Source organism: Pseudomonas sp. BF-B-30 (genome assembly GCF_019956305.1).
Taxonomy (GTDB): Bacteria; Pseudomonadota; Gammaproteobacteria; order Pseudomonadales; family Pseudomonadaceae; genus Aquipseudomonas; species Aquipseudomonas jessenii.
Genome location: NZ_JAHBDG010000004.1, coordinates 70,641 through 95,680, shown reverse-complemented (window position 1 = coordinate 95,680; position 25,040 = coordinate 70,641). Strand labels below are relative to the sequence as shown.

Genomic DNA, 25,040 nt, shown 5'->3' with positions numbered 1-25,040 from the left:
AGGGAGAAACACCACGATGATCATCCGTCGCTGCGCACTCTGTCTGCTCACCTTGTTCCTGACACTGGGACTCGGTGGCTGTGCGTCGTGGTTCGACGACGACTTGCCGGACCCCGAGGTCCATCTGGTGAAGATCGAGGTGGTCAACGCCAAACTGCTGGAACAGAAATTCCTCCTGCATTTTCGCATCGACAACCCCAACGACAGCGACCTGACGGTGCGCGGTCTGGAGTACCGCGTTCACTTGGGCGACATACTGCTGGCCGACGGCGAGTACGAACACTGGTTCACCATCAGCCCCAGGCACAGCGCTTACTTCAAGGTACCGATCCGCACCAACCTGTGGTCCAAGGTCCGTGATCTGGCCAAACTGCTGAAAAAATCCGATCAACCCATTCCCTATCGTCTGGAAGGTGAACTGGAAACCGGTATATTCATCACCCACTACGTGCACCTGACGCGCAATGGCGTGATAATCGCCGCCGATTTAATTCCGGAGCAACACCGATGACCCAGCAACCCCATGTCCACGGCCCTGACTGCAATCACGATCATGATCATGACCATCACCACCATGATCACGACCACGGCCATGTCCACGGTCCGAACTGCGGCCACGCTCACCAGGAACCGGTGCGCAACGCCCTGAAAGACGTCGGCCGCAACGATCCGTGCCCATGCGGCAACGGCAAGAAATTCAAGAAGTGCCACGGCGCTTGATGCTTCGGGCGAAGACTTGCTTCGCCTGTTGAATCGCCATCCTCTCCTGTGGGAGCGAGCTTGCTCGCGATGACGGCAGCACATCAACTATCAATGTGTCAGTCAGACCGCTATCGTCGGAACGCCGCCCGGAGCAAGCTCGCTCCTACAGGTTTTTCAGTCAGCCTTTAATACACATGCGGTGCTGACCACCGTCGCATACTCACCGTGCAAATTCCCCAGCGACATCGCATGCACCACTTCGGCGCTATGGGTTTGGCCAAAGAAATCAGCCTTATCGAAGGTAAAACACGCATCCTCGGCCACCCACGTATCAAACCCCAGGTTGCCCGCGGTACGCGCCGTGGACTCCACCGAGTTGTGGGTCGCGACACCGACGATGATCAACTGCCCGATCCCCGCCTCGCGCAACTGCGCCTCCAGCCCCGTCGAACAAAACGCATCCGGCACCTGCTTCTGGATCAAGCGTTCACCGGCCATTGGCTCAAACCGTTCCTGAAACTCCACCCCCGACTGCTGCGGCCAGAATACCGAGTCCTCAGAGCGGGACAGGTGTTGCACATGGATCACTGGCCTAGCGGTGCATCGCCAATGGTCAAGCAAGTCCAGCATGCGCGCTTCGGCCTCTGGATTATTCCTGCGGCCGAGCCTGGGATGCAGGATGCCTTTTTGTTGATCGATGATGATCAATGCCGCGTTTGCCTTGAGCTCCATGCCGACTGTTCTCCTGGATTGTTGAGCGTTTCGCACTTCAACATCCCCCATTGCGACTGACAAGACTGCGATCTTTCCGGTTTATCAGACAAATCCTGAAATAACCTTGTACCCCGCTTGCGCGGCCACCTCCCGCTCACTAACGTAGCGCCTTTATTGCGCGCCGCCGCCTCTACCCCCGCAGGAGCTTTGCCATGGCCTCGCCAGCCCTTACTCATTTTCTACCCCGGTTCGGCGTTGCCGCAGCAGTGGCCGGTGTGTTGAGCCTGACCGGTTGTCAGAACTTCAACGCCCAGGACACCCTACCGCCGACCTCCGGCGTACAACCACTCAAGGGCCTGGCGCAGAGCGTTTCGGTGCGCCGCAATGCCATGGGCATGCCGCTGATCGAAAGCAACAGCTTCCACGACGCGCTGTTCACCCTCGGTTACGTGCATGCCAGCGACCGCATCACCCAGATGGTTACCCTGCGCCTGCTGGCCCAGGGCCGTCTGGCCGAGATGCACGGTGCGGACCTGCTGGATGCCGACCGTTACATGCGGGCGGTCAACCTGAAGAAAAGTGCTGGCGAGCTGTACAAGGCTTCTTCACCACGCCTCAAGCGTTTCTTCGAAGTCTATGCGCGCGGGGTCAACGCCTACCTGTTCCGCTACCGCGACAAACTGCCGGCGGATCTGGCAGCCACCGGCTACAAGCCTGAGTACTGGCAGCCGGAGGATTCGGCGCTGATTTTCTGCCTCCTGAACTTCAGCCAGTCGACCAACCTGCCGGAAGAAATTTCCTCGCTGGTACTGGCCCAGACCGTTACCACCGACAAACTTGCATGGCTGACGCCGTCGGCTCCCGACGAAAAACTGCCGGTCGCCGAAAGCGAAAAACTGCAAGGCCTCAAGCTCAACGGGCAAGTACCGGGGCTGGCCGAACTCAGCAAAGCCACGGGCCAACTGTCGGACCTGAACCTGCTGGGCGCCACTTCGTCGAACAACTGGGCCATCGCCCCACAACGCAGCCGCAGCGGCAAGAGCCTGCTGGCCAGTGACAGTCATGGCCCGCTGGGCGTGCCTTCGTTGTTCAGTTACGTGCAGATTCGCACGCCGAAGTATCAGGCATCCGGCGTGACCATCGCGGGTCTGCCGATGGTGCTTGGAGGTTTCAACGGCAAGGTGGCGTGGAGCATGACGTCCGTGATGGGCGACAACCAGGACCTGTTCCTGGAGAAGATCAAGCGCCAGAGCAACGGGCTTACCTACGAAAACGCCGGGAAGTGGCAGCCGGCGATCGTGCGCAACGAAACCTATTTCGTCAAAGGCCAGCGGCCGATTCGCGAAGCGGTGTACGAAACCCGCCATGGCCCGCTGCTCAACAGCGCCCAGGGCACCACGCTGGCCAATGGTTTCGGCCTGGCCTTGCAGACGCCGAACTTCACCGACGACAAGACCCTGGACGCGCTCTTCGACCTGTCCCGCGCCCAGAGTGTCGAGAAAACCTCGGATGCCAGCCGCGAAATCCGCGCCATTGCGATGAACCTGGTATTCGCCGACGCGAATCACATCGGCTGGCAAGTCACCGGCCGCTACCCGAACCGTCGCGAAGGCGAAGGCTTGCTGCCCTCGCCGGGCTGGGAAGGTCGATACGATTGGGACGGTTACGCCGACCCGATGCTGCACCCGTACGATCAGGACCCGGCTCAGGGCTGGCTCGGCACCGCCAACCAACGGGTCATTCCCCATGGCTACGGCATGCAGCTGTCCAATTCCTGGGCCGCTCCGGAGCGCGGCGAGCGCCTGGCCGAACTGGCCGGTGCAGGCAAACACGACAGCCGCAGCCTGATCGCCATGCAATACGACCAGACCACCACCTTCGCTGCCAAGCTGAAGAAAATGTTCGAAGCGCCGGGTATGGCCCAGCCACTCAAACAAGCCATGGACGCCTTGCCGGCGGCCGATCGCGCCAAGGCACACGAAGCCTACAGCCGCTTGATGGCGTTCGACGGCAAGCTCGGCCCGACCTCCACCGATGCGGCCATCTACGAACTGTTCCTGCAGGAAAGCACGCGGCAGATCTTCCTCGATGAACTGGGCCCGGAAAGCAGCCCGACGTGGAAAGCTTTTGTCGCCGACGGCAAGTTGTCCTACGCGGCCCAGGCCGATCACTTGCTCGGGCGTGAGGACAGCCCGTTCTGGGATGACGTGCGTACCGCACAGAAAGAGGACAAACCGGCCATCCTCGCCCGCAGCCTCGCCGCCGCGATCAGCGCCGGCGACAGCCAGTTGGGCGGCGATCACAAAGCCTGGCAATGGGGCAAACTGCATCGCTATGAATGGAAAAACAGCAGCGGCCAGACCGTACGCGGACCGCTGCCGGCCGGTGGCGATCACACCACTCTCAACACCGCCGCCTTCGCCTGGGGCCAGGACTTCAACACCACGCTGGCGCCAGCCATGCGCTTTATCGTCGACTTCGGCCAGTCCGAACCGCTGATGGCGCAGAACGGCACCGGCCAGTCCGGCAACCCGGCCAGCCCGAACTACCTCAACAGCATCGAGCCGTGGTTCAAGGGCCAGTACATGAGCCTGCCGATGCAGCCGCAGAACTTCGACAACGCCTATGGCAAGGCGCGGTTGACGCTGACACCCGGTAAATAACCCAGCCCTTTACTTGCCCGCGATAGCGGTCTGACATTCAAAATAGAGGTTGAATGTTGAATCGTAATCGCGGTTGCGCTGACTCAAGGACAAGTCGTGTCACGAGGTGGAGTGCCCGGCCCTGCGAAACCTGCTCAGTCAATCCGTTCTTTTGTGGTGAGTTGATTTGGTGCACCCATTTCCCTGCGCACGTTTTCGTGCATAAATCTGTCTCCGGCCATTTCCAAGCACCTAAATAAAACGCTTGTTCGGCACTCTGGTTCGGAAATTGCTACTTTCAACAGGTCTTACGCTTTCCAGTAACAATAATTCTGCGCCACAAGCGCTCATATTGGTTTTTAGGGATTGAATAATGAAAAAAGCATTGCTGACCCTTTCTGCACTGGCGTTGTGCATGGCGGCTGGTTCCGCCATGGCGAAGGAGTACAAAGAACTGCGTTTCGGCGTTGACCCTTCCTACGCACCGTTCGAATCGAAAGCGGCCGATGGCAGCCTGGTAGGCTTTGACATCGATCTGGGGAACGCGATCTGCGCCGAACTGAAGGTCAAGTGCAAGTGGGTCGAGAGTGACTTCGACGGCATGATTCCGGGCCTGAAAGCCAATAAATTCGACGGTGTGATCTCGTCGATGACCGTTACCCCGGCCCGTGAAAAAGTCATCGACTTCTCCAGCGAGTTGTTCTCCGGCCCAACCGCCTACGTGTTCAAGAAAGGCTCCGGCCTGACCGAGGACGTCGCTTCGCTGAAGGGCAAAACCGTAGGCTACGAGCAAGGCACCATCCAGGAAGCCTACGCCAAAGCCGTTCTCGACAAGGCCGGCGTGAAAACCCAGGCCTATCAGAATCAGGATCAGGTGTATTCCGACCTGACTTCCGGCCGTCTCGACGCAGCGATCCAGGACATGCTGCAAGCCGAACTGGGCTTCTTGAAGTCACCAAAAGGTGAAGGCTACGAAATCAGCAAGCCAGTCGACAGCGAACTGCTGCCTGCCAAAACCGCGGTCGGTATTAAGAAAGGTAACACCGAGCTGAAAGCACTTTTGGATAAAGGTATCAAAGCGTTACACGATGATGGCACCTACGCCACCATTCAGAAGAAACACTTTGGCGATCTGAATCTGTACAGCGGCAAATAATGCCCGGCGCCCATCTCTCGATGGGCGCTTTTTTCATCCGATCAGGTTGCTGATTTATGTTCGAAACCTTATTAGAAAATCTGGGGCTCTCTGCCTTCAGCCTCAAGGGCTTCGGTCCGCTGCTGATGCAAGGCACCTGGATGACGATCAAGCTGTCGGCGTTGTCGCTGTTGCTGGCCGTGCTGCTCGGGCTGCTCGGCGCCAGTGCCAAGCTGTCAAAAGTCAAACTGATGCGCGTGCCTGCCCAGCTCTACACCACACTCATTCGCGGCGTTCCGGACCTGGTCCTGATGCTGCTGATCTTCTACAGCCTGCAAACCTGGCTGACCTCGTTTACCGATTACATGGAATGGGAATACATCGAGATCAACCCGTTCAGCGCCGGGGTCATCACCCTGGGCTTCATCTATGGTGCGTATTTCACTGAAACCTTCCGTGGCGCGATTCTCGCCGTCCCACGGGGTCAGGTCGAAGCGGCCACCGCCTATGGTCTCAAGCGCGGCCAACGTTTCTGGATCGTGGTGTTCCCGCAGATGATGCGTTATGCCCTGCCGGGTATCGGCAACAACTGGATGGTGATGCTCAAGGCCACGGCCCTGGTGTCGATCATCGGCCTCGCCGACCTGGTCAAGGCTGCCCAGGACGCGGGTAAAAGTACCTATCAGCTGTTTTATTTCCTGGTGCTTGCCGCGCTGATCTACCTGGTGATCACCAGCGCGTCCAACGTCATCCTGCGCTGGCTCGAACGTCGTTACTCCGCCGGGACCCGGGAGGCCGTACGATGATCGAACTCCTGCAGGAATACTGGAAACCCTTCCTCTATAGCGACGGCAACAACATCACCGGCCTGGCCATGACGATGTGGCTGCTCAGCGCTTCGATCTTCATCGGTTTTATCGTGTCGATCCCGCTGTCCATCGCCCGTGTATCGCCGCACTTCTACATCCGTTGGCCGGTGCAGTTCTATACCTACCTGTTCCGTGGCACGCCGCTCTATATCCAGCTATTGATCTGTTACACGGGGATCTACAGCCTGGCCGCCATTCGGGCCCAGCCCGTACTGGACGCGTTCTTTCGCGATGCGATGAACTGCACGATCCTGGCCTTCGCCCTGAACACCTGCGCCTACACCACGGAGATCTTCGCCGGAGCCATCCGCAGCATGAACCACGGCGAAGTCGAAGCGGCCAAGGCTTACGGCCTGACCGGCTGGAAACTGTATGCCTACGTGATCATGCCATCGGCCCTGCGTCGCTCGTTGCCGTACTACAGCAACGAAGTGATCCTGATGCTGCACTCGACCACCGTGGCTTTCACCGCGACTATCCCGGACGTGCTCAAAGTTGCTCGGGACGCCAACTCGGCGACCTTCCTGACCTTCCAGTCGTTCGGCATCGCCGCGCTGATCTACCTGACCGTCACTTTTGCGCTGGTCGGCCTGTTCCGCCTTGCCGAACGCCGATGGCTGGCCTTCCTCGGGCCGACCCACTAGGTCTCAACCTGCTTCAGGAACAACAGATGCGCCACCAGAAACATGACCTGCTGGCCCCACTGCCGGGGACCGCGAGACAGATCCACAGCTTTCACTTCGGCCCTCAATCGGCCAACGGCAAGATCTACATCCAGGCCTCCCTGCACGCCGACGAAATGCCCGGCATGCTGGTGGCCTGGCACCTCAAGCAACGCCTGGCGGAGCTGGAAGCCGCCGGGCGCCTGCGCAGCGAAATCGTGCTGGTGCCCATCGCCAACCCCGTGGGCCTGGAACAGGTGCTGATGGATGTGCCGCTGGGTCGCTACGAGCTGGAAAGCGGCCAGAACTTCAACCGCTGGTTCGTCGACCTCAGCGAGGAAGTCGGCAACGCGATCGAAGGCAAGCTCGGTGACGATCCGCAGCACAACCTGCAATTGATCCGCAGCAACCTGCGCGACGCGCTGGCCCGGCAGACCGCCGGCACCCAATTGCAATCCCAGCGCCTGACCCTGCAGCGACTGGCCTGCGACGCCGACATGGTGCTCGACCTGCATTGCGATTTCGAAGCGGTCGCGCACCTCTACACCACACCTGAAGCCTGGTCGCAGGTCGAGCCGCTGGCCCGTTACATCGGCGCCCAAGCCAGCCTGCTTGCAACCGATTCCGGTGGCCAGTCGTTCGACGAATGCTTCACCCTGCTCTGGTGGCAATTGAAGGATCGCTTCGGCGAGGACTTCGACATTCCGCCGGGCAGTTTTTCGGTGACCGTCGAACTGCGCGGTCAAGGCGACGTCAATCACCCGCTGGCCAGCCTCGATTGCCAGGCACTGATCGATTACCTGATCCATTTCGGCGCGATCGCCGGCGAACCCGCGCCCCTCCCCGACCTGCCCTATCCGGCGACACCGCTGGCGGGTGTTGAGCCGGTGGCCACGCCCGTCGGCGGCCTGCTGGTGTTCACCGCGCGGCCGGGCCAGTACCTGGAAGCCGGGCAACTGATCGCCGAGATCATTGATCCGGTCAACGATCTGGTCACTCCCGTTCATTGCGCCACAGCCGGGCTGATGTACGCCCGCTCGCTGCGCCGCATGGCCACTGCCGGCATGGTGATCGCCCACGTCGCGGGCACCGAAGCCTATCGCAGCGGCTATCTACTTTCGCCTTGAGGATGCACGCCCCATGTACAAATTGACCATCGAAGGCCTGCATAAAAGCTACGGCGACCATGAAGTCCTCAAAGGTGTTTCGCTCAAGGCCAAAACCGGCGACGTCATCAGTCTGATCGGCGCCAGCGGCTCGGGTAAAAGTACCTTTCTGCGCTGCATCAACTTCCTGGAACAACCCAACGATGGCGCCATGAGCCTCGACGGGCAGAACATCCGCATGATCAAGGATCGTCACGGCATGCACGTGGCCGACGCCGATGAGCTTCAACGGATTCGCACCCGCCTGGCCATGGTGTTCCAGCATTTCAACCTGTGGAGCCACATGACGGTGCTGGAAAACATCACCATGGCCCCACGCCGGGTGTTGGGCTGTGACAGGAAAGAAGCCGAGGATCGCGCCCGGCGCTACCTGGACAAGGTGGGGCTGGCCCCCCGTGTGGCTGACCAATACCCGGCATTCCTGTCCGGCGGTCAGCAACAACGGGTAGCGATTGCCCGCGCACTGGCCATGGAGCCGGAAGTCATGCTGTTCGACGAACCGACCTCGGCGCTGGACCCGGAACTGGTGGGTGAAGTGCTCAAGGTGATCCAGGGCCTGGCCGAAGAAGGCCGGACCATGATCATGGTGACCCACGAAATGAGCTTCGCCCGCAAAGTGTCGAGTCAGGTGTTGTTTCTGCACCAGGGCCTGGTGGAGGAAGAAGGCGCACCGGAAGAGGTGTTGGGCAATCCGAAAAGCGAGCGGTTGAAGCAGTTCCTCAGCGGCAACCTGAAATAGCCGCCGGGAGTAGAAGTGGAAGCCGGCTTGTCCGGCTTCCACCATCAATCAACCGTTATGCCCCCGCTTCGTTTTCCAGCCTGAAACTGCCATTTGTTATCTGTAGACCATTAGCGTCCGTCCCACTGAAGCGCCCGGCAAACTGCGCGTCACCTCCCACCGTTAACTCAAGCGTTCCTGGATAAAGCTCTGCCTCCGAGTTGCCGCTCACATGGATGACCATGGGAGCTGCCTCGTCGAGCCTGAGGCTGTAGCTGCCACTCTGGATGTCCAACGGCAAGTACACGTAAAACGCAGTCCCCTGACCGTTATCCGCTTCAATGCAATGGATGTCTGGGCGCCGATAAAAATCGACCCCATCCGTTACGCGAAACTGCATGGAGCCGCCCGTCGTGATTACATCGGCACTCAAATTCCCCGATCGATTTGCACTCATCTGAATGTTCCTTTTCATATTCGAAGTTAACTGCCTGACGCCCTTTGCTTCCGGCCCAAGGGCACGCAGCTCCTGAATGGAACCACAGCCGTGCCCGTCGATTGGTTTCCACGACAGACACAGTTACTTCCGAATATTTTCAGGCTGATTCAGACGCCACGGTCGTCAACAGCAACAACAGGCACAGGCCTGCTTGCTGAAGACGACAGCGGCAGTTCACCGGCCATGAGTAGCGGGAATCGAAAGTCAGACAACAGGCGCTGGTGGCGGCTCATCCGGCAGCGTAGGCTCGCCCGGTTCATTAGGCTGCTCGTTCGGGGTATCAGGATCAGGCTGGCCGGGAATACCCCCTGCCATGCTGACGGGCGGGTGTGCCAACAAGGACCAGGCCAGAACGCCAACCTGATTGGGTTCAAGCCTTGCCAGTTCGGCACTGATTCGCGGATCGATCTTCATTCGGCACTCCTGAGCGATGACCCGACCCACCTTGCGCGGATCGGAACAGTACACCCCATAGAGTGTACGCCCGCTCAGGAATTCCCGGCATTTGCCGGACGGTTGACTCAGGTGCGAGGCAGGGTCACGCCACGCTGGCCCTGATACTTGCCGCCACGGTCCTTGTAGGACACTTCACACTCTTCGTCAGACTCAAGGAACAGCATCTGTGCCACGCCCTCGTTCGCGTAGATTTTCGCCGGCAGATTGGTGGTGTTGGAGAACTCGAGGGTCACGTGACCTTCCCACTCAGGCTCGAGTGGTGTGACGTTGACGATGATGCCGCAGCGCGCATAGGTGCTTTTACCCAGGCAAATGGTCAAAACATTACGCGGAATGCGGAAATATTCGACGGTGCTGGCCAGGGCGAAGGAGTTCGGCGGAATGATGCACACGTCGCTGTGGATGTCGACGAAGCTGCCGGCATCGAAGTTCTTCGGGTCGACGATGGCCGAATTGATGTTGGTGAACACCTTGAAATGATTGGTGCAACGCACATCGTAGCCGTAGCTCGACACGCCGTAGGAGATCACACGGCTATCGTCGCTGCCGCGCATCTGGCGCTCGACGAATGGCTCGATCATGCCGTGTTCCTGCGCCATGCGGCGAATCCACTTGTCCGATTTGATGCTCATGGCGGGTGTCCTGAATAGCGAGGTCGAAAAATTCTGTCCGGCATCTTACCGGGCGCGCCGCCGGGTTCAAAGTCCGCGGTGCAATTCTCGCCGAACAGGCGGGAATTACCTGCGCTGGCGACGAACCGTCACACCGCCGATCCTTAAAACAGAGAAACCTGTGCAAGAAGCATTGGCACGTTCCGGAAAAAGGGTTAAGGTGGCGTCACTGTGCTGCTTGTGTCACTGAGAATCTCTACACGATATGTTGAATTTCGATCCAACCATCTACAAGAATTTTTCCTGCTCTTTGCACTCAGTCTCGGCCAGGGTTCTTCCTGAGTCGCAGTTATCTTTGTTCAAGGAGTTACACCATGTCTAATCGCCAAACCGGTACCGTTAAGTGGTTCAACGATGAAAAAGGCTTCGGCTTCATCACTCCACAATCCGGTGACGACCTGTTCGTTCACTTCAAAGCTATCCAGTCCGACGGCTTCAAAAGCCTGAAAGAAGGCCAACAGGTTTCTTTCATCGCTACCCGCGGTCAGAAAGGCATGCAAGCTGAAGAAGTTCAAGTTATCTAACTTGTACTTGCTTTAGTAAAAAGCCCCGCCCTCAACAGCGGGGCTTTTTTGTGGGCGGATGTTTTGTCCACACAAAAAAGATCGCCGCCTTCGACAGCTCCCGGGTTGCCCCTGCAGGCGCTGTCGAAGGCGGCGATTTTTTGATGCTCTTACCAGGTCACGCCAAACCCTGCGGTGTAGCGTGTCTTGTCCAGATCCGCATCGTCGGCGCCGCTGATGATATCGCGCTCTGCCTTCAGGTTCAGCGAAGCCCAGTCAGTCACCTTGTATCGCAACCCCATCTCGGCATCGAGCGCGTAGTCGGCCACGCCCGACAGCGGCTTGCCGACCTCACCATTGGTGAAGAACTCGACACGTTTGCCGATCAGGTAGCGGTTGTAGTCCCACTTCATGGCCAAGGCGTAGAAATTTTCCTCGCTGCCATCGGAGAATTCATAGTCCGTGCGGTTGACCAGCGAGCCCAGGGAGAACGCCCCGAGTTCGTTATCCCAGAACTGATAGCCGGGACCGGTACCGACGGTGCGTTGACGGGAAAGGTCTTCGACCTTGTCGCGTTTGTAGACCAGGCGCCCCTGCCAGAACCATTGCTCGGTCAGGAATCGGTCGATGGAGTACTCCGCCCGCCAGTTGTCCGTGGTCACCACGTCGTCCTGGAACTCACGGTTGTACTCACCTTCAGCGGTGTGCCGCCAGCGCCCGTGTCGCGCACTGGTCTTGAAGTCGATGTCGTAGTCATCGGTGTCGTTTTCCGCCCGCTGATAATCCAGCGCGACATCGACGTTGCCTTTCCACACCAGATCCTCGACCACCGGTTTTGGCTTGAGAATCTGCTGGATGCTCGCCAGTTCGACCGTCTTCGGTCCCTCGCCGTTGGCCAGCGTGACCTTGCCGTCGTCCGCCGCTTTCAACGATTTGGCTTTCTCACCACTGTAGGCATCCTGCTTGACCAGCAACTCCTGATCGCTGTCCAGGGTCTTGACCTGTTTCCAGTCGATCGTCACCGCACCGGCGTACTCGGTCTGGATCAGCAGCTTTCCGCCATCGAACAGCGTGATCTTGCCGCTCAGCTTGTCACCGTTCTTCAACCACACGGTATCGGCCAGCAAGGGAGAGGATGCGCCAAGGACGGCGAGACACAGCAGGGATCTGGACAACATAAGCAAAATACAGGCTCAGGCTTGCGAGAAAAGTCGGCATTATCCGTAGGAACAAGGCCCTGACAAGGACTGACCCGACTATTTCTGTTGAGTTCATTTCTCAACTTCCTGCGCAGGAATTACTCTACAGATGGTAAGGCAAACTTCTTCAGGACTGACGGACGTGAGCGATCCAACCGAAGACCCCGAGAGTGCCGCGCAAATCCGACGCACGGCGCTGTATTTGACGCTGGCACAAGTACCCGAGGGCAAAGTCGTCAGCTACGGCCAGTTGGCCGAGCTCGCAGGACTGGGTCGCGCCGCCCGCTGGGTCGGGCGCACACTCAGTCAACTGCCCGGCGACAGCAAGTTACCCTGGCACCGTGTTCTGGGCGCGAACGGGCGTATCAGCCTGCCGGTCGGCAGCCCTTCGGGCGATGAGCAGCGCGCACGATTACGCATGGAGGGCATCAGTGTCCTGAACAATCGTGTTGATATTCAGCGCCATGGCTGGCGTCCGGTAGAGCACAGCGGTTAGAGTGCGCGCTTTGTTTCCGTATTTCTTGAGGCAGACTCCAGCCCATGCCCCGTAAAACCTGGCGCGCCGCGCTCGCCGCTTATGCCAGCCCCTCGACACTCGTGCTGTTGCTGCTTGGTTTCGCCGCCGGCCTGCCCTACATGCTGGTGTTTTCGACGCTTTCAGTCTGGCTGCGTGAAGCCGGCGTGGCGCGTGAAACCATTGGCTATGCAAGCCTGATCGGCCTGGCGTATGCCTTCAAATGGGTCTGGTCACCCCTGCTCGACCAATGGCGACTGCCATTGCTCGGCAAACTCGGTCGACGAAGGTCCTGGCTCGTGCTGTCCCAGGCACTGGTTATCCTTGGCCTGATCGGGATGGGTTTCTGCGACCCGCAAAAGCATTTGTCCTGGCTGATCGCCATTGCCGTCGTCGTCGCTTTCGCATCAGCGACGCAGGACATCGCGGTCGATGCCTACCGTCTGGAAATCGCCGAAGACAACCGCCAGGCCGCACTGGCCGCCAGTTACATGTCCGGTTACCGGGTCGCCGCGCTGCTGGCTACCGCAGGCGCGCTGTACTTCGCCGAAGGTTTTGGCTCCACCGGCTTCAACTACAAGCATTCGGCCTGGGCCGGCACTTACATCCTGTTCGGTGCCCTGATGGTCCCGGCACTGCTGACATCCCTGTTCATGCGCGAGCCGCCAGTACCATTGCGCACGCAACTGCAGGCCGGGCGCTACAGCTTCGTGCATCAACTGGCCTCGGTGTTCGTGCTGATCGTATTGCTGGTGTCCGTGCCGGCCATGTTCACCCAGCTCTACAACACCGACTTCGCCAGCGTACTGTTCGAAGGCGAGAGCCTGCTCGACCTGCTGCTGGAGGACCGCGCCTTCCTGCGCGCGATTCTCTATACCACCCTCACCGCCCTGTGCCTCTCGGCCATGGGCCGCCGTGGCCTGGCGCCAGTGCTGACACCCGTCAACGACTTCATCCTGCGATACCGCTGGCAAGCGCTGCTGCTGCTCGGCTTGATCGCCACCTATCGGATGTCCGATACGGTCATGGGCGTGATGGCCAACGTGTTCTACATCGACCAGGGCTTCACCAAGGACCAGATCGCCAGCGTCAGCAAAATCTTCGGCCTGATCATGACCCTGGTCGGCGCTGGCATGGGCGGCCTGCTGATCGTGCGTTTCGGCATCCTGCCGATCCTGTTCATCGGCGGTGTCGCCTCCGCGGCGACCAACATCCTGTTCCTGATGCTCGCCGACATGGGCCCCAACCTGAACATGCTGGTGCTGACCATCTCCCTGGACAACTTCAGCTCGGGCCTGGCGACCTCGGCGTTCGTCGCCTACCTGTCGAGCCTGACCAACCTCAAATTCTCCGCCACCCAATACGCCCTGCTCAGCTCGATCATGCTGCTACTGCCACGCCTGATCGGCGGCTACTCAGGGGTCATGGTGGAGAAGTTCGGTTATCACGACTTCTTCCTGATTACCGCCCTGCTGGGCGTCCCGACCCTGCTGTTGATCGCCTTGCACTGGTTCCAGGAGAACCGCCGTGAAGGTCCGACACCTACACCGGAACCGGTGCACACCCCGGTCGCCGAAGAATCGTAGGTTCTTTACGCAGGAAGAATCGCGGAGGGCCGAGTGAATCGCGCCCTCCTGCCACACCACCGACCGCACGCCTGTACGCCAGCGGATCTCGCCCGTACAATGCTCCGTCATATCTCGTCATCAGCAATCGATAACGGCCAACCATGCGCACCAGTCAATTTTTGCTCGCCACACAAAAAGAAACGCCTTCCGACGCGGTCGTGATCAGCCACCAGCTGATGCTGCGCGCCGGCATGATCCGCAAACTCGCCTCAGGCCTGTACACCTGGCTGCCGATGGGCTTGCGGGTAATGCGCAAGGTCGAAGCCGTCGTTCGTGAAGAAATGAACGCTGCCGGCTCTCTCGAAGTGTTGATGCCAAGCACGCAACCGGCTGAGCTGTGGCAGGAATCCGGGCGCTGGGAAGAGTACGGCCCTGAATTGCTGCGCTTCAAGGATCGCCACGGTCGCGACTTCTGCGCCGGCCCGACCCACGAAGAAGTCATCACCGATCTGATGCGCAACGAATTGAGCAGCTACAAGCAGCTGCCGATCAACCTGTACCAGATCCAGACCAAATTCCGTGACGAAATCCGCCCACGCTTCGGTTTGATGCGCGGCCGCGAATTCATCATGAAGGACGCCTACTCCTTCCACGCCGACCAGCCTTCGCTGCAGGTCACCTACGACCGCATGCACCAGGCCTACTGCAACGTGTTCACCCGTCTGGGCCTGAAGTTCCGCCCTGTAGAAGCCGACAACGGCTCCATCGGCGGTGCCGGCTCCCACGAGTTCCACGTACTGGCCGAGTCCGGTGAAGACGACATCGTGTTCAGCAACGGCTCCGACTACGCCGCCAACATCGAAAAAGCCGAAGCCGTGCCTCGCGAAACCTCGCGTGCCGCTGCGACAGAAGAGCTGCGCCTGGTCGACACACCGAACGCCAAGACCATTGCGCAACTGGTCGAAGGGTTCAACCTGCCGATCGAGAAAACCATCAAGACCCTCGTGGTGCATGCTGAAGAGAAAGGCAAGCTGATTGCCCTGATCATCCGTGGCGACCATGAGCTGAACGAAATCAAGGCCGCCAACCAGCCAGGCGTTGCCAGCCCGCTGGTCATGGCCTCGGAAGGCGAACTGCGCGAGGCCATTGGCGCCGGTGCCGGCTCCCTCGGCCCGTTGAACCTGCCGCTGCCGATCATCATCGACCGTTCGGTCGAGCTGATGAGCGACTTCGGCATCGGTGCCAACATCGATGATAAACACTACTTCGGCGTGAACTGGGAACGCGACCTGCCTGTTCCGACCGTTGCCGACCTGCGCAACGTCGTGGCCGGCGACCCGAGCCCGGACGGCAAGGGCACCCTGGAGATCAAGCGCGGCATCGAAGTCGGGCACATCTTCCAGCTGGGCAACAAGTACAGCAAAGCGATGAAATGCGAAGTGCTGGGCGAGAACGGCAAGCCGGTCACCCTGGAAATGGGCTGCTACGGCATCGGTGTGTCTCGCGTGGTGGCGGCTGCCATCGAGCAGAACAACGACGAAAACGGGATCATCTGGAGCGACACCCTCGCGCCGTTCCAGATTGCCCTGGTGCCGCTGCGCTACGAAACCGAGCAGGTTCGCGAAGCCACCGACAAACTGTACGCGCAACTTACCGCTGCCGGCTTCGAAGTGCTGCTGGATGACCGTGACAAGAAAACCAGCCCGGGCATCAAGTTCGCGGACATGGAGCTGATCGGCATTCCACACCGGATCGTGGTCAGCGACCGCGGCCTGGCCGAAGGCAACCTGGAATACAAGAGCCGTACCGAGGCCGACGCACAAGCGCTGCCGGTCGCCGACGTACTGTCCTTCCTTCAGGCCCGCATCCGCCGCTGATAGCAGATATAGAGACGTCATGTTCAAGCGAAACACCTTAGGCCTCGGTGGTGCCGCCTTGTGCGGCGCCCTGCTGGTCAGCGGCTGTGCCAATCAAATGTCACAACGCAGCGAGCACGAGGAACGTGTCGAGCGCAAATTGCTCGATCACAGCCTGCAGATCGATGTCGGTGAGCCCAAGGTGCTTGAGCTTCCGCAACGGCGGGTGAAAATCCACGAGCAGAAGACTTTCGAAGTCACCGAATACGAAGTCACGCGTCACTACGACCGCTATACGCCGTACCAACCCTGGCGGGAGATTTACGAAATCCCGCTGGGCGCGGTGGCCGTGGTAGCGGGTGTCGGTGCCAACGTGGTCAATGTGTTCGCCCTCGGCAATTTGCCGGACAGCGTGACCAAGGACTGGCTGAGCTACGGTTTCGCCGGGCTCAACCCGTTCATGAACGTGCAGTCCCACGGTCGCGCGCAGCAGAACCTGGCCGGTATCGATGAAGTCCAGCGCGACAAGCGCACGGAGTACTCAAGCCTGCCCTGGAGCGAGCGCCCGGTCGAGGTCAAGGCCGGCAAGGAAACCTTCGAACTGACCACCGACAAAAACGGCGTGTTGCGCCTGAATCTGTTGGACAACCCGTTCGCTGAACATGACATCAATCACCTGAGCCGGTTGCTGATTCGTGTCGAGGATGCCAAGGACGACGTACACACCGACTCCTCGCTAGCCGTCAGCAGCACCTTGCGCAGCAAGCTCTATGAGGCCCACGGGCTGATTTATGACGATCTCGAGGGCGACGAAGTCAATCAGTGGGTCCACCGGGTCAAGCGCCTGTCGGAGCTGGGTCTTGAAGAGGAAGCCAGTGAACTGGAACAGAGCCTGATCGAACTGACACGCAATGATCCCGAATTGCAGACCGAATTCCTCAAGTCACTGGCCCGCAATGGCGAGCGACTGGTAGCGAATCCGGGGCTGAACTAAACGCGAGCAGGCTCGCTCCCACATAGGATTTCAGGTGTTCACAAATCCAATGTGGGAGCGGGCTTGCTCGCGAAGGGGCCCGCACATTCACCACAAAACTACCGCTCAAACAACTCCATCTGCTCGAACCCACCCCGCAAGTCCTCCAGCCGCACCCCGACACCCAACAACCGCACCGGCTTACCGCCGCGATTGAAGGCCTGGGTCAGCATCAACTGATAACTGCCCAGATCCCGCCCTGCCCCGGCCTGCTCCAATGTAGTCTGGGTGAAGTCGTGGAACTTCACTTTGACGAATGGCTTGCCCGGACGATAGCTGCTGTCGATCCGCGCCATGCGACCGGCCAGGGTCTCCAGCAGCTCGGGCAACTTGTCCAGGCAGCTCTTCAGGTCCGGCAGGTCAACATCGTAGGTGTTTTCAACGCTGATCGACTGACGACGACTGTCGTTGTGCACCACACGGTCGTCGATCCCACGGGCCAGGCTCCAGAGTCGCTCGCCAAAGCTGCCGAACTCACGCACCAGCGCCAACTTGTCCCACTCGCGCAATTGCAGGCAATCGCTGATACCCAGCTTGCCGAGCTTGTCGGCGGTGACTTTGCCGACCCCGTGCAATTTGCTCACAGGCAAACCACTGACAAAGTCCTCGACCTGGTCCGGTGTGATGACAAACAGGCCGTTGGGCTTTTTCCAGTCACTGGCAATCTTGGCCAGAAACTTGTTCGGCGCCACACCCGCCGACACGGTGATATGCAACTGGTTGGAGACCCGGCGCCGGATGTCCTGGGCGATTCGCGTTGCACTGCCTGCGAAATGCGCGCTGTCCGACACATCAAGGTACGCCTCATCGAGCGAGAGCGGCTCGATGATCTCGGTGTAATCGCGAAAGATCGCATGAATTTCCCTGGACGCTTCTCTATAGGCATCCATGCGTGGCTTGACGATGGTCAGGTCCGGGCACAGCTTCAAGGCATGCCCGGAGGACATCGCCGAACGCACCCCGTACGCTCGCGCCTCATAATTGCAGGTGGCGATCACCCCGCGCCGGTCCGCCGCCCCACCTACCGCCAGTGGTTTACCGGCCAGGCGTGGGTCGTCGCGCATCTCGATGGCTGCATAGAAGCAGTCACAATCGACGTGGATGATCTTGCGTTGGGTCATAGCAAAGCTGTGTTCATGGCAAGGAAAAGGCGTCATGGCGTGCCGGACAAACAGTATCTCACCGACACCTGTATATAGCACCAGTAGTCTGAATGTTCTTTTCCAATTGTGGGAAGAGTCGATTGTGAATTTATTTTTTCAATCGAAAAAATACTTTCAATAGACTCGCAGGCCTTGTCCTGCCTGCCTCACAGACCGGTCGACCTCCCCTTTTGAACGCTAAGCGATTGAACGGGAAGAGGTTTTATCGGAATTGGAGGTTGACACCCGAGCGCATCTCTATAGAATGAGCCACACAGACGCGGGATGGAGCAGTCTGGTAGCTCGTCGGGCTCATAACCCGAAGGTCGTCGGTTCAAATCCGGCTCCCGCAACCAAACATCAAAAAAGGCTACTCGAAAGAGTGGCCTTTTTTGTGCGTGCTCGTTTTATAGCACCGAACGCAGGAACAAGGCCTGGACGCTCAACGAGAGCGAAACCGGAAATCGTTCTGATTCCGAAACTTAGGCCATCCCTGCGACCGTTTGCCGCGATTCAGCATTTATTTGACCTGCTTCAGGATTAACGGTTGACACCCCGGCGCATCTCTATAGAATGCCGCCACACAGACGCGGGATGGAGCAGTCTGGTAGCTCGTCGGGCTCATAACCCGAAGGTCGTCGGTTCAAATCCGGCTCCCGCAACCAAACATCAAAAAAGGCTACTCGAAAGAGTGGCCTTTTTTGTGTCTGTTGAAAAAGTCCTTTCGCAACAATGACCTGTCACTGTGTAGCAAGCCGCTTGGGGGTCACCCATGTGCCGGGTTCAGACTATGCTCTATCACAGGCTGAAGCCTCCGCGACTGATACCGCGCCATCCCTGTTGCCGGGTGATAGGCGTTAATATTTGTGATTATTTTTTTCTACAGGGATTGGTAACTTGGCTGGATACCTCCATCCTGTCGCGCACGATCCAAGAGGTGATTGATGCGCGCCAACTCGTCTGATTCACAAGACACTGTCACAGCGACACAACCGATCAATGCCGAGCGCCTGCGCCTGCTTGATCGATTGAGCAAATACCGTCAACCCATTGGCCTGGCGGTCACCCTGCTGCTGTTCGCGATCGCGCTGATTGCCTGTCGCCACCTGTTGAGCGAACTCGACCTTAACGCCCTGCACGACTCGATCCTCGACGTTCCGAAACCTGCCTTGATGGGCGCACTGGCTGCAACTGTAGTGGGCTTCATCATTCTGCTCGGCTACGAATGGTCAGCCAGCCGCTATGCCGGGGCGAGCCTGGCACCGCGCACGCTGGCTCTGGGCGGTTTCACGGCCTTTGCCATCGGCAACGCCATCGGTCTTTCAATGTTGTCGGGAGGCTCGGTTCGCTATCGCCTCTATGCCCGTCATGGCCTGGGAGCGGCAGAAGTCGCCCGCATGACTTTGTTCGCCAGCCTCTCGCTGGGTTGCGCCCTGCCACCACTGGCGGCCCTGGCGACGCTCAGCGACCTGCCAGCGGCGTCCTCCGCCCTGGGACTCTCCGAGACGTTGCTCGGCGTGGTGGCGACTGCCGTGCTCGTGCTGTTTTCGGTGCTGGCCATCGGTATCTACCGTCGTCGGCTGCCGGAACAGCCTTACCCGGACAGCCTGCTGGTCAGGATCGGGCGCCGCACCTTGCGCCTGCCCGGGCGTCGCCTGACCTTCCTGCAATTGGTCATCACCGCCCTGGACGTAGCCGCTGCCGCGACCGTGCTCTATCTGCTGCTGCCGGAAACACCGCCCTTCGGTGCGTTCCTTCTGGTTTACCTGCTGGCGCTGGCTGCCGGCGTGCTCAGCCATGTGCCGGGCGGTGTCGGGGTGTTCGAGGCCATTTTGCTGGCGGCGTTTTCCGACACCCTGGGTGCTGCGCCACTGGCGGCCGCCCTGCTGCTCTATCGCTTGATCTACGTGGTCCTGCCCTTGCTGGTGGCCTGCCTGTTGCTGCTGATCAACGAAGGCCAGCGCCTGTTCCAGACACGCCAGACGTTGCGCGCTGCCTCGGGTCTGGCGGCTCCGATACTGGCGGTGCTGGTGTTCCTGTCCGGTGTTGTCCTGCTGTTCTCCGGCGTCACTCCGGAAATCGATACGCGCCTGGAACACATCGGTTTTCTGATCCCCCATCGACTGGTCGATGCTTCGCACTTTGGCGCCAGCCTGGTCGGCGTACTTTGCCTGTTGCTGGCCCAGGGGCTGCGTCGCCGGCTGTCGGCCGCGTGGATGCTGACCACCATTCTGTTACTGGTCGGCGCCCTGCTCTCACTGCTCAAAGGCTTCGACTGGGAAGAAGCCAGCCTGATGGTGCTGACGGCGAGCCTGCTCGGGGTATTCCGCCGCTCGTTCTATCGCCCCAGCCGCCTGACCGAAGTACCGTTCTCGCCGCTGTACCTGGTGGCCAGCCTGTGCGTGCTCGGTGCGTCGATCTGGTTGCTGCTGTTCGCCTATCAGGACGTTCCGTACAGCCACCAGCTCTGGTGGCAGTTCACTCTGGACGCCGATGCCCCTCGCGGCCTGCGCTCGCTGCTCGGGGCTGCCGTGCTGCTGGTGGTGGTGTCCCTGACCTGGCTGCTGCGCACCGCGCGCCCGGTCATTCACCTGCCCACACCCGACGAACTGGAGCGCGCCAGCAAGATCCTCATGGCATCGGCCCAACCGGATGGCGGCCTGGCCCTGACCGGCGACAAGGCGCTGCTGTTCCACCCCAACGACGAGGCGTTCCTGATGTACGCCCGCCGTGGTCGCAGCCTGGTGGCGTTGTATGACCCGATCGGCCCGGGCCAGCAACGGGCGGAAATGATCTGGCAGTTCCGCGACCTTTGCGACATCCACCACGCCCGCCCCGTGTTCTATCAAGTGCGTGCAGAGAACCTGCCGTACTACATGGACATCGGCCTGACCGCGATCAAGCTCGGCGAAGAAGCCCGGGTCGACCTCAAGCGTTTTGATCTCGAAGCCAAGGGCAAAGAGATGAAGGACCTGCGCTACACCTGGAACCGTGGCACCCGCGACGGCCTTTCCCTGGAAATCCATGAACCCGGCCAGGCGCCGATGGATGAGCTCAAGGTAATTTCCGATGCCTGGCTGACCGGCAAGAATGTCCGGGAGAAAGGTTTTTCACTGGGTCGCTTCAGCGATGACTACCTCAAGCATTTCCGCATCGCGGTGATTCGTTTCGAAGGGCGCCCGGTGGCGTTCGCCAACCTGCTCGAGACCTACGGCCATGACCTAGCCAGCCTCGACCTGATGCGCGCGCACCCGGATGCTCCGAAGCTGACCATGGAGTTCATGATGGTCGGCCTGATTCAACATTATAAAAATCATGGATACGCGCGTTTCAGCCTGGGCATGGTGCCGTTGTCGGGGTTGCAACCCCGTCGAGGCGCACCCTTGACCCAGCGCCTTGGCTCGATGGTATTCCGCCGTGGTGAGCAGCTGTACAACTTCCAAGGCTTGCGCCGTTTCAAAGACAAGTTCCAGCCTGATTGGGAACCCCGTTATATGGCCGTGCCCGCCGGACTCGATCCGCTGGTTGCGCTGGCCGACACTGCTGCCCTGATCGCGGGTGGCTTGACCGGATTGGTGAAACGCTGATGATTCAACGCTCCTTGCGGTATGTATTGGGCACGCTGGTGATAGTGGCCCTGATTCTCGGTGGCGGTTTCTGGTACCTGAAACGCCCGGCACCGGAGCCGACCCTCGAATTGCTGACCCCGGCCGATGGTGCGGCGATGACCCGTGTCATCCCCGGCACAACGCCACGCGCCCAGGTGCTGGTGGCGGTCAACGAAGACCAGAAACTCAGCGACAAGCAATTGATGACCCTGAGCCGCAGTGGTTCGGCGCAAATTGTCCAGGTGATCCTGCCCAAGGATTGCCTGCTGCAAAGCCGCGCCCTGCAATCGGGCCTGCGCGAACTCAAAGGCCCGGCGACCCTGGTCAGCGGCATCGGCCCTGGCGCCGTGCTGGCCTGGCGCTGGTTGTCCGAGCAAAAGGACGACAAGGCCCAGGCCGTCTCGGTCGACCTGGCCCTGGAAAAGGGCGGCTGCACTCACCTGCTGCCCAAAAGCGCGGCCCACGGTCACTGGCTGGTCGCGTGGAACGACAACCCGGACGACACCAGTGCCGGTTTCGTGCGTGATCAACCGAACGCCGAAACCAGCATCAGCGACTACGACATCAACCTGCCACAAGTGCTGAACAACGAACTGCGCAAGATCCTCGTCGGTGGCGATAAAGCCGCTGGCGGCCTGCAGATCCCGGTGGTCGAAGTGCCAGCGGGCCAGGCCAGTGACACCGTGACCCTGTTCCTGTCCGGCGACGGCGGCTGGCGCGACCTCGACCGCGACGTGGCGGGCGAGATGGCCAAGATCGGCTACCCGGTGGTCGGCATCGATACCCTGCGCTACTACTGGCAGCACAAGAGCCCGGAGCAAAGCGCGCTGGACCTGGCTGAACTGATGCAACACTACCGGCAGAAATGGGGCACCAAGCGCTTCATCCTGACCGGCTATTCGTTCGGCGCCGACGTACTGCCGGCGATCTACAACCGCCTGGCCGAATCGGAACAGCAACGCGTCGACGCGATCATCCTGCTGGCCTTCGCCCGTACCGGCAGCTTCGAGATCGAAGTCGAAGGCTGGCTCGGCAATGCCGGCAAAGAAGCCGCCACCGGCCCGGAAATGGCCCGGCTGCCAGCCGCCAAAGTGGTGTGCATCTACGGCGAAGAAGAAACCGACGAGAGTGGCTGCACCGACAAGACGGCAGTAGGCGAAGCCATCAAGCTGCCTGGCGGCCACCACTTCGACGAGAACTACCCAGCGCTGGCCAAGCGTTTGGTGGATGTGATCGAGAAGCGTCAAGCCAAAGAAGCAGAAGCTCAAGAGTGATCTGAGCCTCGCTGAAGAAAAGCCCCCGCCATCTCACGATAGCGGGGGCTTTTTCATTCAACACCACAAATCCCTGTAGGAGCGAGCCTGCTCGCGATGGACGTCAACGATAACGCTGGCTACCTGAATGCCCGCGGTGAACTCAGGTTTTTCGCGAGCAGGCTCGCTCCTACAGGATCAGGTTTACATTTCGACCTGCGTCCCCAACTCAATCACCCGGTTCAGCGGCAGATTGAAGAAACGCAAATTGCCGTTGGCGTTCTGCAACATGAACGCGAACAGCGCTTCACGCCAGCGCGACATGCCTTCGAGCTTGGAGGCGATGACCGTTTCGCGGCTGAGGAAGTACGTGGTGCGCATGGGGCTGAAATCCAGCTCATCGAGATGACACAGCTTCAGCGCCTGCGGTACGTCCGGCTCATCGGTGAAGCCGAAATGCAGGATGACCCGGAAGAACCCTTCGCCATAGGAGTCGACCTCGAAGCGCCGATTCGGCGGCACCCGCGGGATGTCTTCGTACACTACCGTCAGCAGCACCACTTGCTCGTGCAGTACCTGGTTATGCAGCAGGTTGTGCAACAGCGCGTGGGGTACGGCATCCGGCCGTGCCGTCAGGAACACGGCGGTGCCCTGAACACGATGGGGTGGTTGTACGGCAATGCTGCTGATGAAGATCGGCAGCGGCAATCCACCCTCATCGATACGCTCGACCAGCAACTGCTTGCCGCGCTTCCAGGTGGTCATCAGCACAAACAGCGCGAAACCCGCGATCACCGGGAATGCACCGCCCTGAACGATTTTCGGCACGTTGGCGGCGAAGTACAGACCATCGACCAACATGAAGCCGAACAATATCGGAACCGCGAAGATTGGTGGCCACTTCCACAGCAGCAGCATCACCGCCGACACCAGGATGGTGGTCATCAGCATGGTGCCCGTTACTGCCACGCCATAGGCCGAAGCCAAGGCGCCGGAGGACTCGAAACCGATCACCAGCAGGATCACGCCGACCATCAACGCCCAGTTCACCGCACCGATGTAGATCTGGCCCTGTTCGGCACTGGAAGTGTGTCGGATGTGCATGCGCGGAATGTAACCGAGCTGGATCGCCTGGCGGGTCAGGGAGAACGCACCGGAAATCACCGCTTGCGAGGCAATCACCGTGGCCAGGGTCGACAGGCCGACCAGCGGGATCAACGCCCAGCTCGGCGCCAGCAGGTAGAAGGGGTTACGGGCCGCCTCCGGATCACCTAGCAGCAGCGCGCCCTGGCCGAAGTAGTTCAGCACCAGCGCCGGCAGTACTAGGATGAACCACGCACGTGCAATAGGCTTGCGGCCGAAGTGGCCCATGTCCGCGTACAGCGCTTCGGCACCGGTCAATGCCAGCACCACGGCGCCGAGAATCGTCACGCCCATGCCCGGATGGACCATGAAGAAACGTACGCCCCACATCGGGTTCATCGCTTCCAGGACTTCCGGATGCTGGCTGATGCCATAGACGCCCAATGCACCCAGCACGAGGAACCATGTGACCATGATCGGCCCGAACAGAATGCCGATGCGCGCCGTGCCGTGACGCTGGATCAGAAACAGCGCGACCAGCACCACCAGCGACAGCGGCACGACCCAATGGTCGATACCTTCGAACGCCAGCCCCAGGCCTTCAATCGCCGACAGTACGGAGATCGCCGGGGTGATCATGCTGTCGCCATAGAACAATGCCGCGCCGATCAGTCCGCAGACCACCAGCAACATGCGCAATTTGGCATGCCCCGCCGCCGCCCGCCGGGCCAGTGCGGTCAAGGCCATGATCCCGCCTTCGCCCTGGTTGTCGGCGCGCAGCACGAACATCATGTACTTGATCGAGACGACCCAGATCAGCGACCAGAAAATGAGCGCAAGAATCCCCAGCACCCCGTCATGGTTGACCGGCACGCCATAGCCTCCGGAAAACACTTCTTTGAGGGTGTACAACGGACTGGTGCCGATATCGCCATAAACCACCCCGACTGCCGCGACCAGCATGCCGATCGGCTTCACCGCCGAATGCTCGGCATCGGTAGCCTGACTACTTGCCTGACCCATCCACCACTCCTACTTCTCAGACCC

Annotated in this window: 22 protein-coding genes and 2 tRNA genes; 17 read left to right on the top strand and 7 right to left on the bottom strand. The window is 60.0% G+C overall.

Features of this window, described 5'->3' with window-relative positions; all coding sequences use genetic code 11:
• Positions 1–16: 16 nt before the first annotated feature.
• Positions 17–511 carry an LEA type 2 family protein gene (locus tag KGB29_RS02740; protein WP_150812935.1) on the top strand — a complete coding sequence of 165 codons (495 nt, stop codon included), beginning with the start codon at positions 17–19 and terminating at the stop codon, positions 509–511.
• Complete coding sequence (locus KGB29_RS02735; RefSeq protein ID WP_015093814.1) at positions 508–720, top strand: SEC-C metal-binding domain-containing protein; 213 nt, start codon at positions 508–510, stop codon at positions 718–720. Before KGB29_RS02740 ends, KGB29_RS02735 begins: the two co-directional genes overlap by 4 nt.
• Before the next feature lie 156 nt (positions 721–876).
• Here the strand turns inward: KGB29_RS02735 and KGB29_RS02730 are convergent, their stop codons facing one another.
• Complete coding sequence (locus tag KGB29_RS02730; RefSeq protein WP_154946641.1) at positions 877–1,434, bottom strand: cysteine hydrolase family protein; 558 nt, start codon at positions 1,432–1,434, stop codon at positions 877–879.
• A gap of 194 nt (positions 1,435–1,628) precedes the next feature.
• Between KGB29_RS02730 and KGB29_RS02725 the strand changes: the two genes are divergently transcribed.
• From KGB29_RS02725 to KGB29_RS02700, 6 genes are all read left to right on the top strand, one after another.
• Complete coding sequence (locus tag KGB29_RS02725) at positions 1,629–4,079, top strand: penicillin acylase family protein (RefSeq protein ID WP_154946642.1); 2,451 nt, start codon at positions 1,629–1,631, stop codon at positions 4,077–4,079.
• Positions 4,080–4,431: 352 nt separating this feature from the next.
• A complete protein-coding gene (locus KGB29_RS02720; protein ID WP_150812932.1) occupies positions 4,432–5,214 on the top strand; it encodes a transporter substrate-binding domain-containing protein in 783 nt (260 codons plus the stop codon).
• 56 nt (positions 5,215–5,270) lie between these two features.
• Entirely contained in the window at positions 5,271–5,999 is a 729-nt protein-coding gene (locus KGB29_RS02715) for an ABC transporter permease (protein ID WP_057716128.1), read from the top strand.
• On the top strand, positions 5,996–6,706 hold the full coding sequence (locus tag KGB29_RS02710; RefSeq protein WP_057716129.1) for an ABC transporter permease: 711 nt from the start codon (positions 5,996–5,998) through the stop codon (positions 6,704–6,706). Before KGB29_RS02715 ends, KGB29_RS02710 begins: the two co-directional genes overlap by 4 nt.
• Positions 6,707–6,732: 26 nt before the next feature.
• Positions 6,733–7,851, top strand: coding sequence for a succinylglutamate desuccinylase/aspartoacylase family protein (locus KGB29_RS02705; RefSeq protein WP_150812930.1), 1,119 nt, complete (start codon positions 6,733–6,735; stop codon positions 7,849–7,851).
• 13 nt (positions 7,852–7,864) lie between these two features.
• Complete coding sequence (locus tag KGB29_RS02700) at positions 7,865–8,629, top strand: ABC transporter ATP-binding protein (protein WP_102669862.1); 765 nt, start codon at positions 7,865–7,867, stop codon at positions 8,627–8,629.
• A 55-nt stretch (positions 8,630–8,684) separates the two neighbouring features.
• Here the strand turns inward: KGB29_RS02700 and KGB29_RS02695 are convergent, their stop codons facing one another.
• From KGB29_RS02695 to dcd, 3 genes are all read right to left on the bottom strand, one after another.
• Positions 8,685–9,065, bottom strand: a complete 381-nt coding sequence (locus tag KGB29_RS02695; protein WP_223473831.1) for a hypothetical protein — start codon at positions 9,063–9,065, stop codon at positions 8,685–8,687.
• Between the two features lie 246 nt (positions 9,066–9,311).
• Entirely contained in the window at positions 9,312–9,521 is a 210-nt protein-coding gene (locus KGB29_RS02690; protein ID WP_008052149.1) for a hypothetical protein, read from the bottom strand.
• A gap of 107 nt (positions 9,522–9,628) precedes the next feature.
• Positions 9,629–10,195 carry a dCTP deaminase gene (dcd, locus tag KGB29_RS02685; RefSeq protein WP_007940589.1) on the bottom strand — a complete coding sequence of 189 codons (567 nt, stop codon included), beginning with the start codon at positions 10,193–10,195 and terminating at the stop codon, positions 9,629–9,631.
• A gap of 353 nt (positions 10,196–10,548) precedes the next feature.
• Here dcd and KGB29_RS02680 point away from each other — a divergent pair, with 353 nt between their 5' ends.
• Complete coding sequence (locus KGB29_RS02680) at positions 10,549–10,758, top strand: cold-shock protein (RefSeq protein WP_002554837.1); 210 nt, start codon at positions 10,549–10,551, stop codon at positions 10,756–10,758.
• A 149-nt stretch (positions 10,759–10,907) separates the two neighbouring features.
• Here the strand turns inward: KGB29_RS02680 and KGB29_RS02675 are convergent, their stop codons facing one another.
• Complete coding sequence (locus KGB29_RS02675; RefSeq protein ID WP_090453513.1) at positions 10,908–11,915, bottom strand: DUF481 domain-containing protein; 1,008 nt, start codon at positions 11,913–11,915, stop codon at positions 10,908–10,910.
• 130 nt (positions 11,916–12,045) lie between these two features.
• Here KGB29_RS02675 and KGB29_RS02670 point away from each other — a divergent pair, with 130 nt between their 5' ends.
• From KGB29_RS02670 to KGB29_RS02655, 4 genes are all read left to right on the top strand, one after another.
• Complete coding sequence (locus tag KGB29_RS02670; RefSeq protein ID WP_223473832.1) at positions 12,046–12,432, top strand: MGMT family protein; 387 nt, start codon at positions 12,046–12,048, stop codon at positions 12,430–12,432.
• A gap of 44 nt (positions 12,433–12,476) precedes the next feature.
• Positions 12,477–14,036 (top strand): AmpG family muropeptide MFS transporter, encoded by a 1,560-nt coding sequence (locus KGB29_RS02665; protein ID WP_057716135.1) that lies wholly within the window; start codon positions 12,477–12,479, stop codon positions 14,034–14,036.
• 143 nt (positions 14,037–14,179) lie between these two features.
• A complete protein-coding gene (locus tag KGB29_RS02660) occupies positions 14,180–15,895 on the top strand; it encodes a proline--tRNA ligase (RefSeq protein ID WP_057716136.1) in 1,716 nt (571 codons plus the stop codon).
• 19 nt (positions 15,896–15,914) lie between these two features.
• On the top strand, positions 15,915–16,868 hold the full coding sequence (locus KGB29_RS02655) for a hypothetical protein (RefSeq protein ID WP_057716137.1): 954 nt from the start codon (positions 15,915–15,917) through the stop codon (positions 16,866–16,868).
• 98 nt (positions 16,869–16,966) lie between these two features.
• On the opposite strand, the gene dinB is transcribed toward KGB29_RS02655, so the two are convergent.
• Positions 16,967–18,028: a DNA polymerase IV gene (gene dinB, locus KGB29_RS02650; protein WP_150812927.1), complete on the bottom strand. Its 1,062-nt coding sequence runs from the start codon at positions 18,026–18,028 to the stop codon at positions 16,967–16,969.
• A gap of 300 nt (positions 18,029–18,328) precedes the next feature.
• On the opposite strand from dinB, the gene KGB29_RS02645 reads away from it, so the two are divergent.
• The 4 genes from KGB29_RS02645 (at position 18,329) to KGB29_RS02630 (ending at position 22,931) form a co-directional block, all read left to right on the top strand.
• Positions 18,329–18,405: transfer RNA gene (locus KGB29_RS02645), tRNA-Met, on the top strand.
• A 232-nt stretch (positions 18,406–18,637) separates the two neighbouring features.
• Positions 18,638–18,714: transfer RNA gene (locus KGB29_RS02640), tRNA-Met, on the top strand.
• Between the two features lie 279 nt (positions 18,715–18,993).
• The gene (mprF, locus tag KGB29_RS02635; RefSeq protein ID WP_150812926.1) at positions 18,994–21,636 is read left to right on the top strand and encodes a bifunctional lysylphosphatidylglycerol flippase/synthetase MprF; all 2,643 of its coding nucleotides are present in this window, start codon (positions 18,994–18,996) and stop codon (positions 21,634–21,636) included.
• Positions 21,636–22,931, top strand: a complete 1,296-nt coding sequence (locus KGB29_RS02630; RefSeq protein WP_150812925.1) for a virulence factor family protein — start codon at positions 21,636–21,638, stop codon at positions 22,929–22,931. Before mprF ends, KGB29_RS02630 begins: the two co-directional genes overlap by 1 nt.
• A gap of 183 nt (positions 22,932–23,114) precedes the next feature.
• On the opposite strand, the gene KGB29_RS02625 is transcribed toward KGB29_RS02630, so the two are convergent.
• Entirely contained in the window at positions 23,115–25,016 is a 1,902-nt protein-coding gene (locus KGB29_RS02625) for a potassium transporter Kup (RefSeq protein ID WP_057716141.1), read from the bottom strand.
• Positions 25,017–25,040 lie beyond the last annotated feature (24 nt).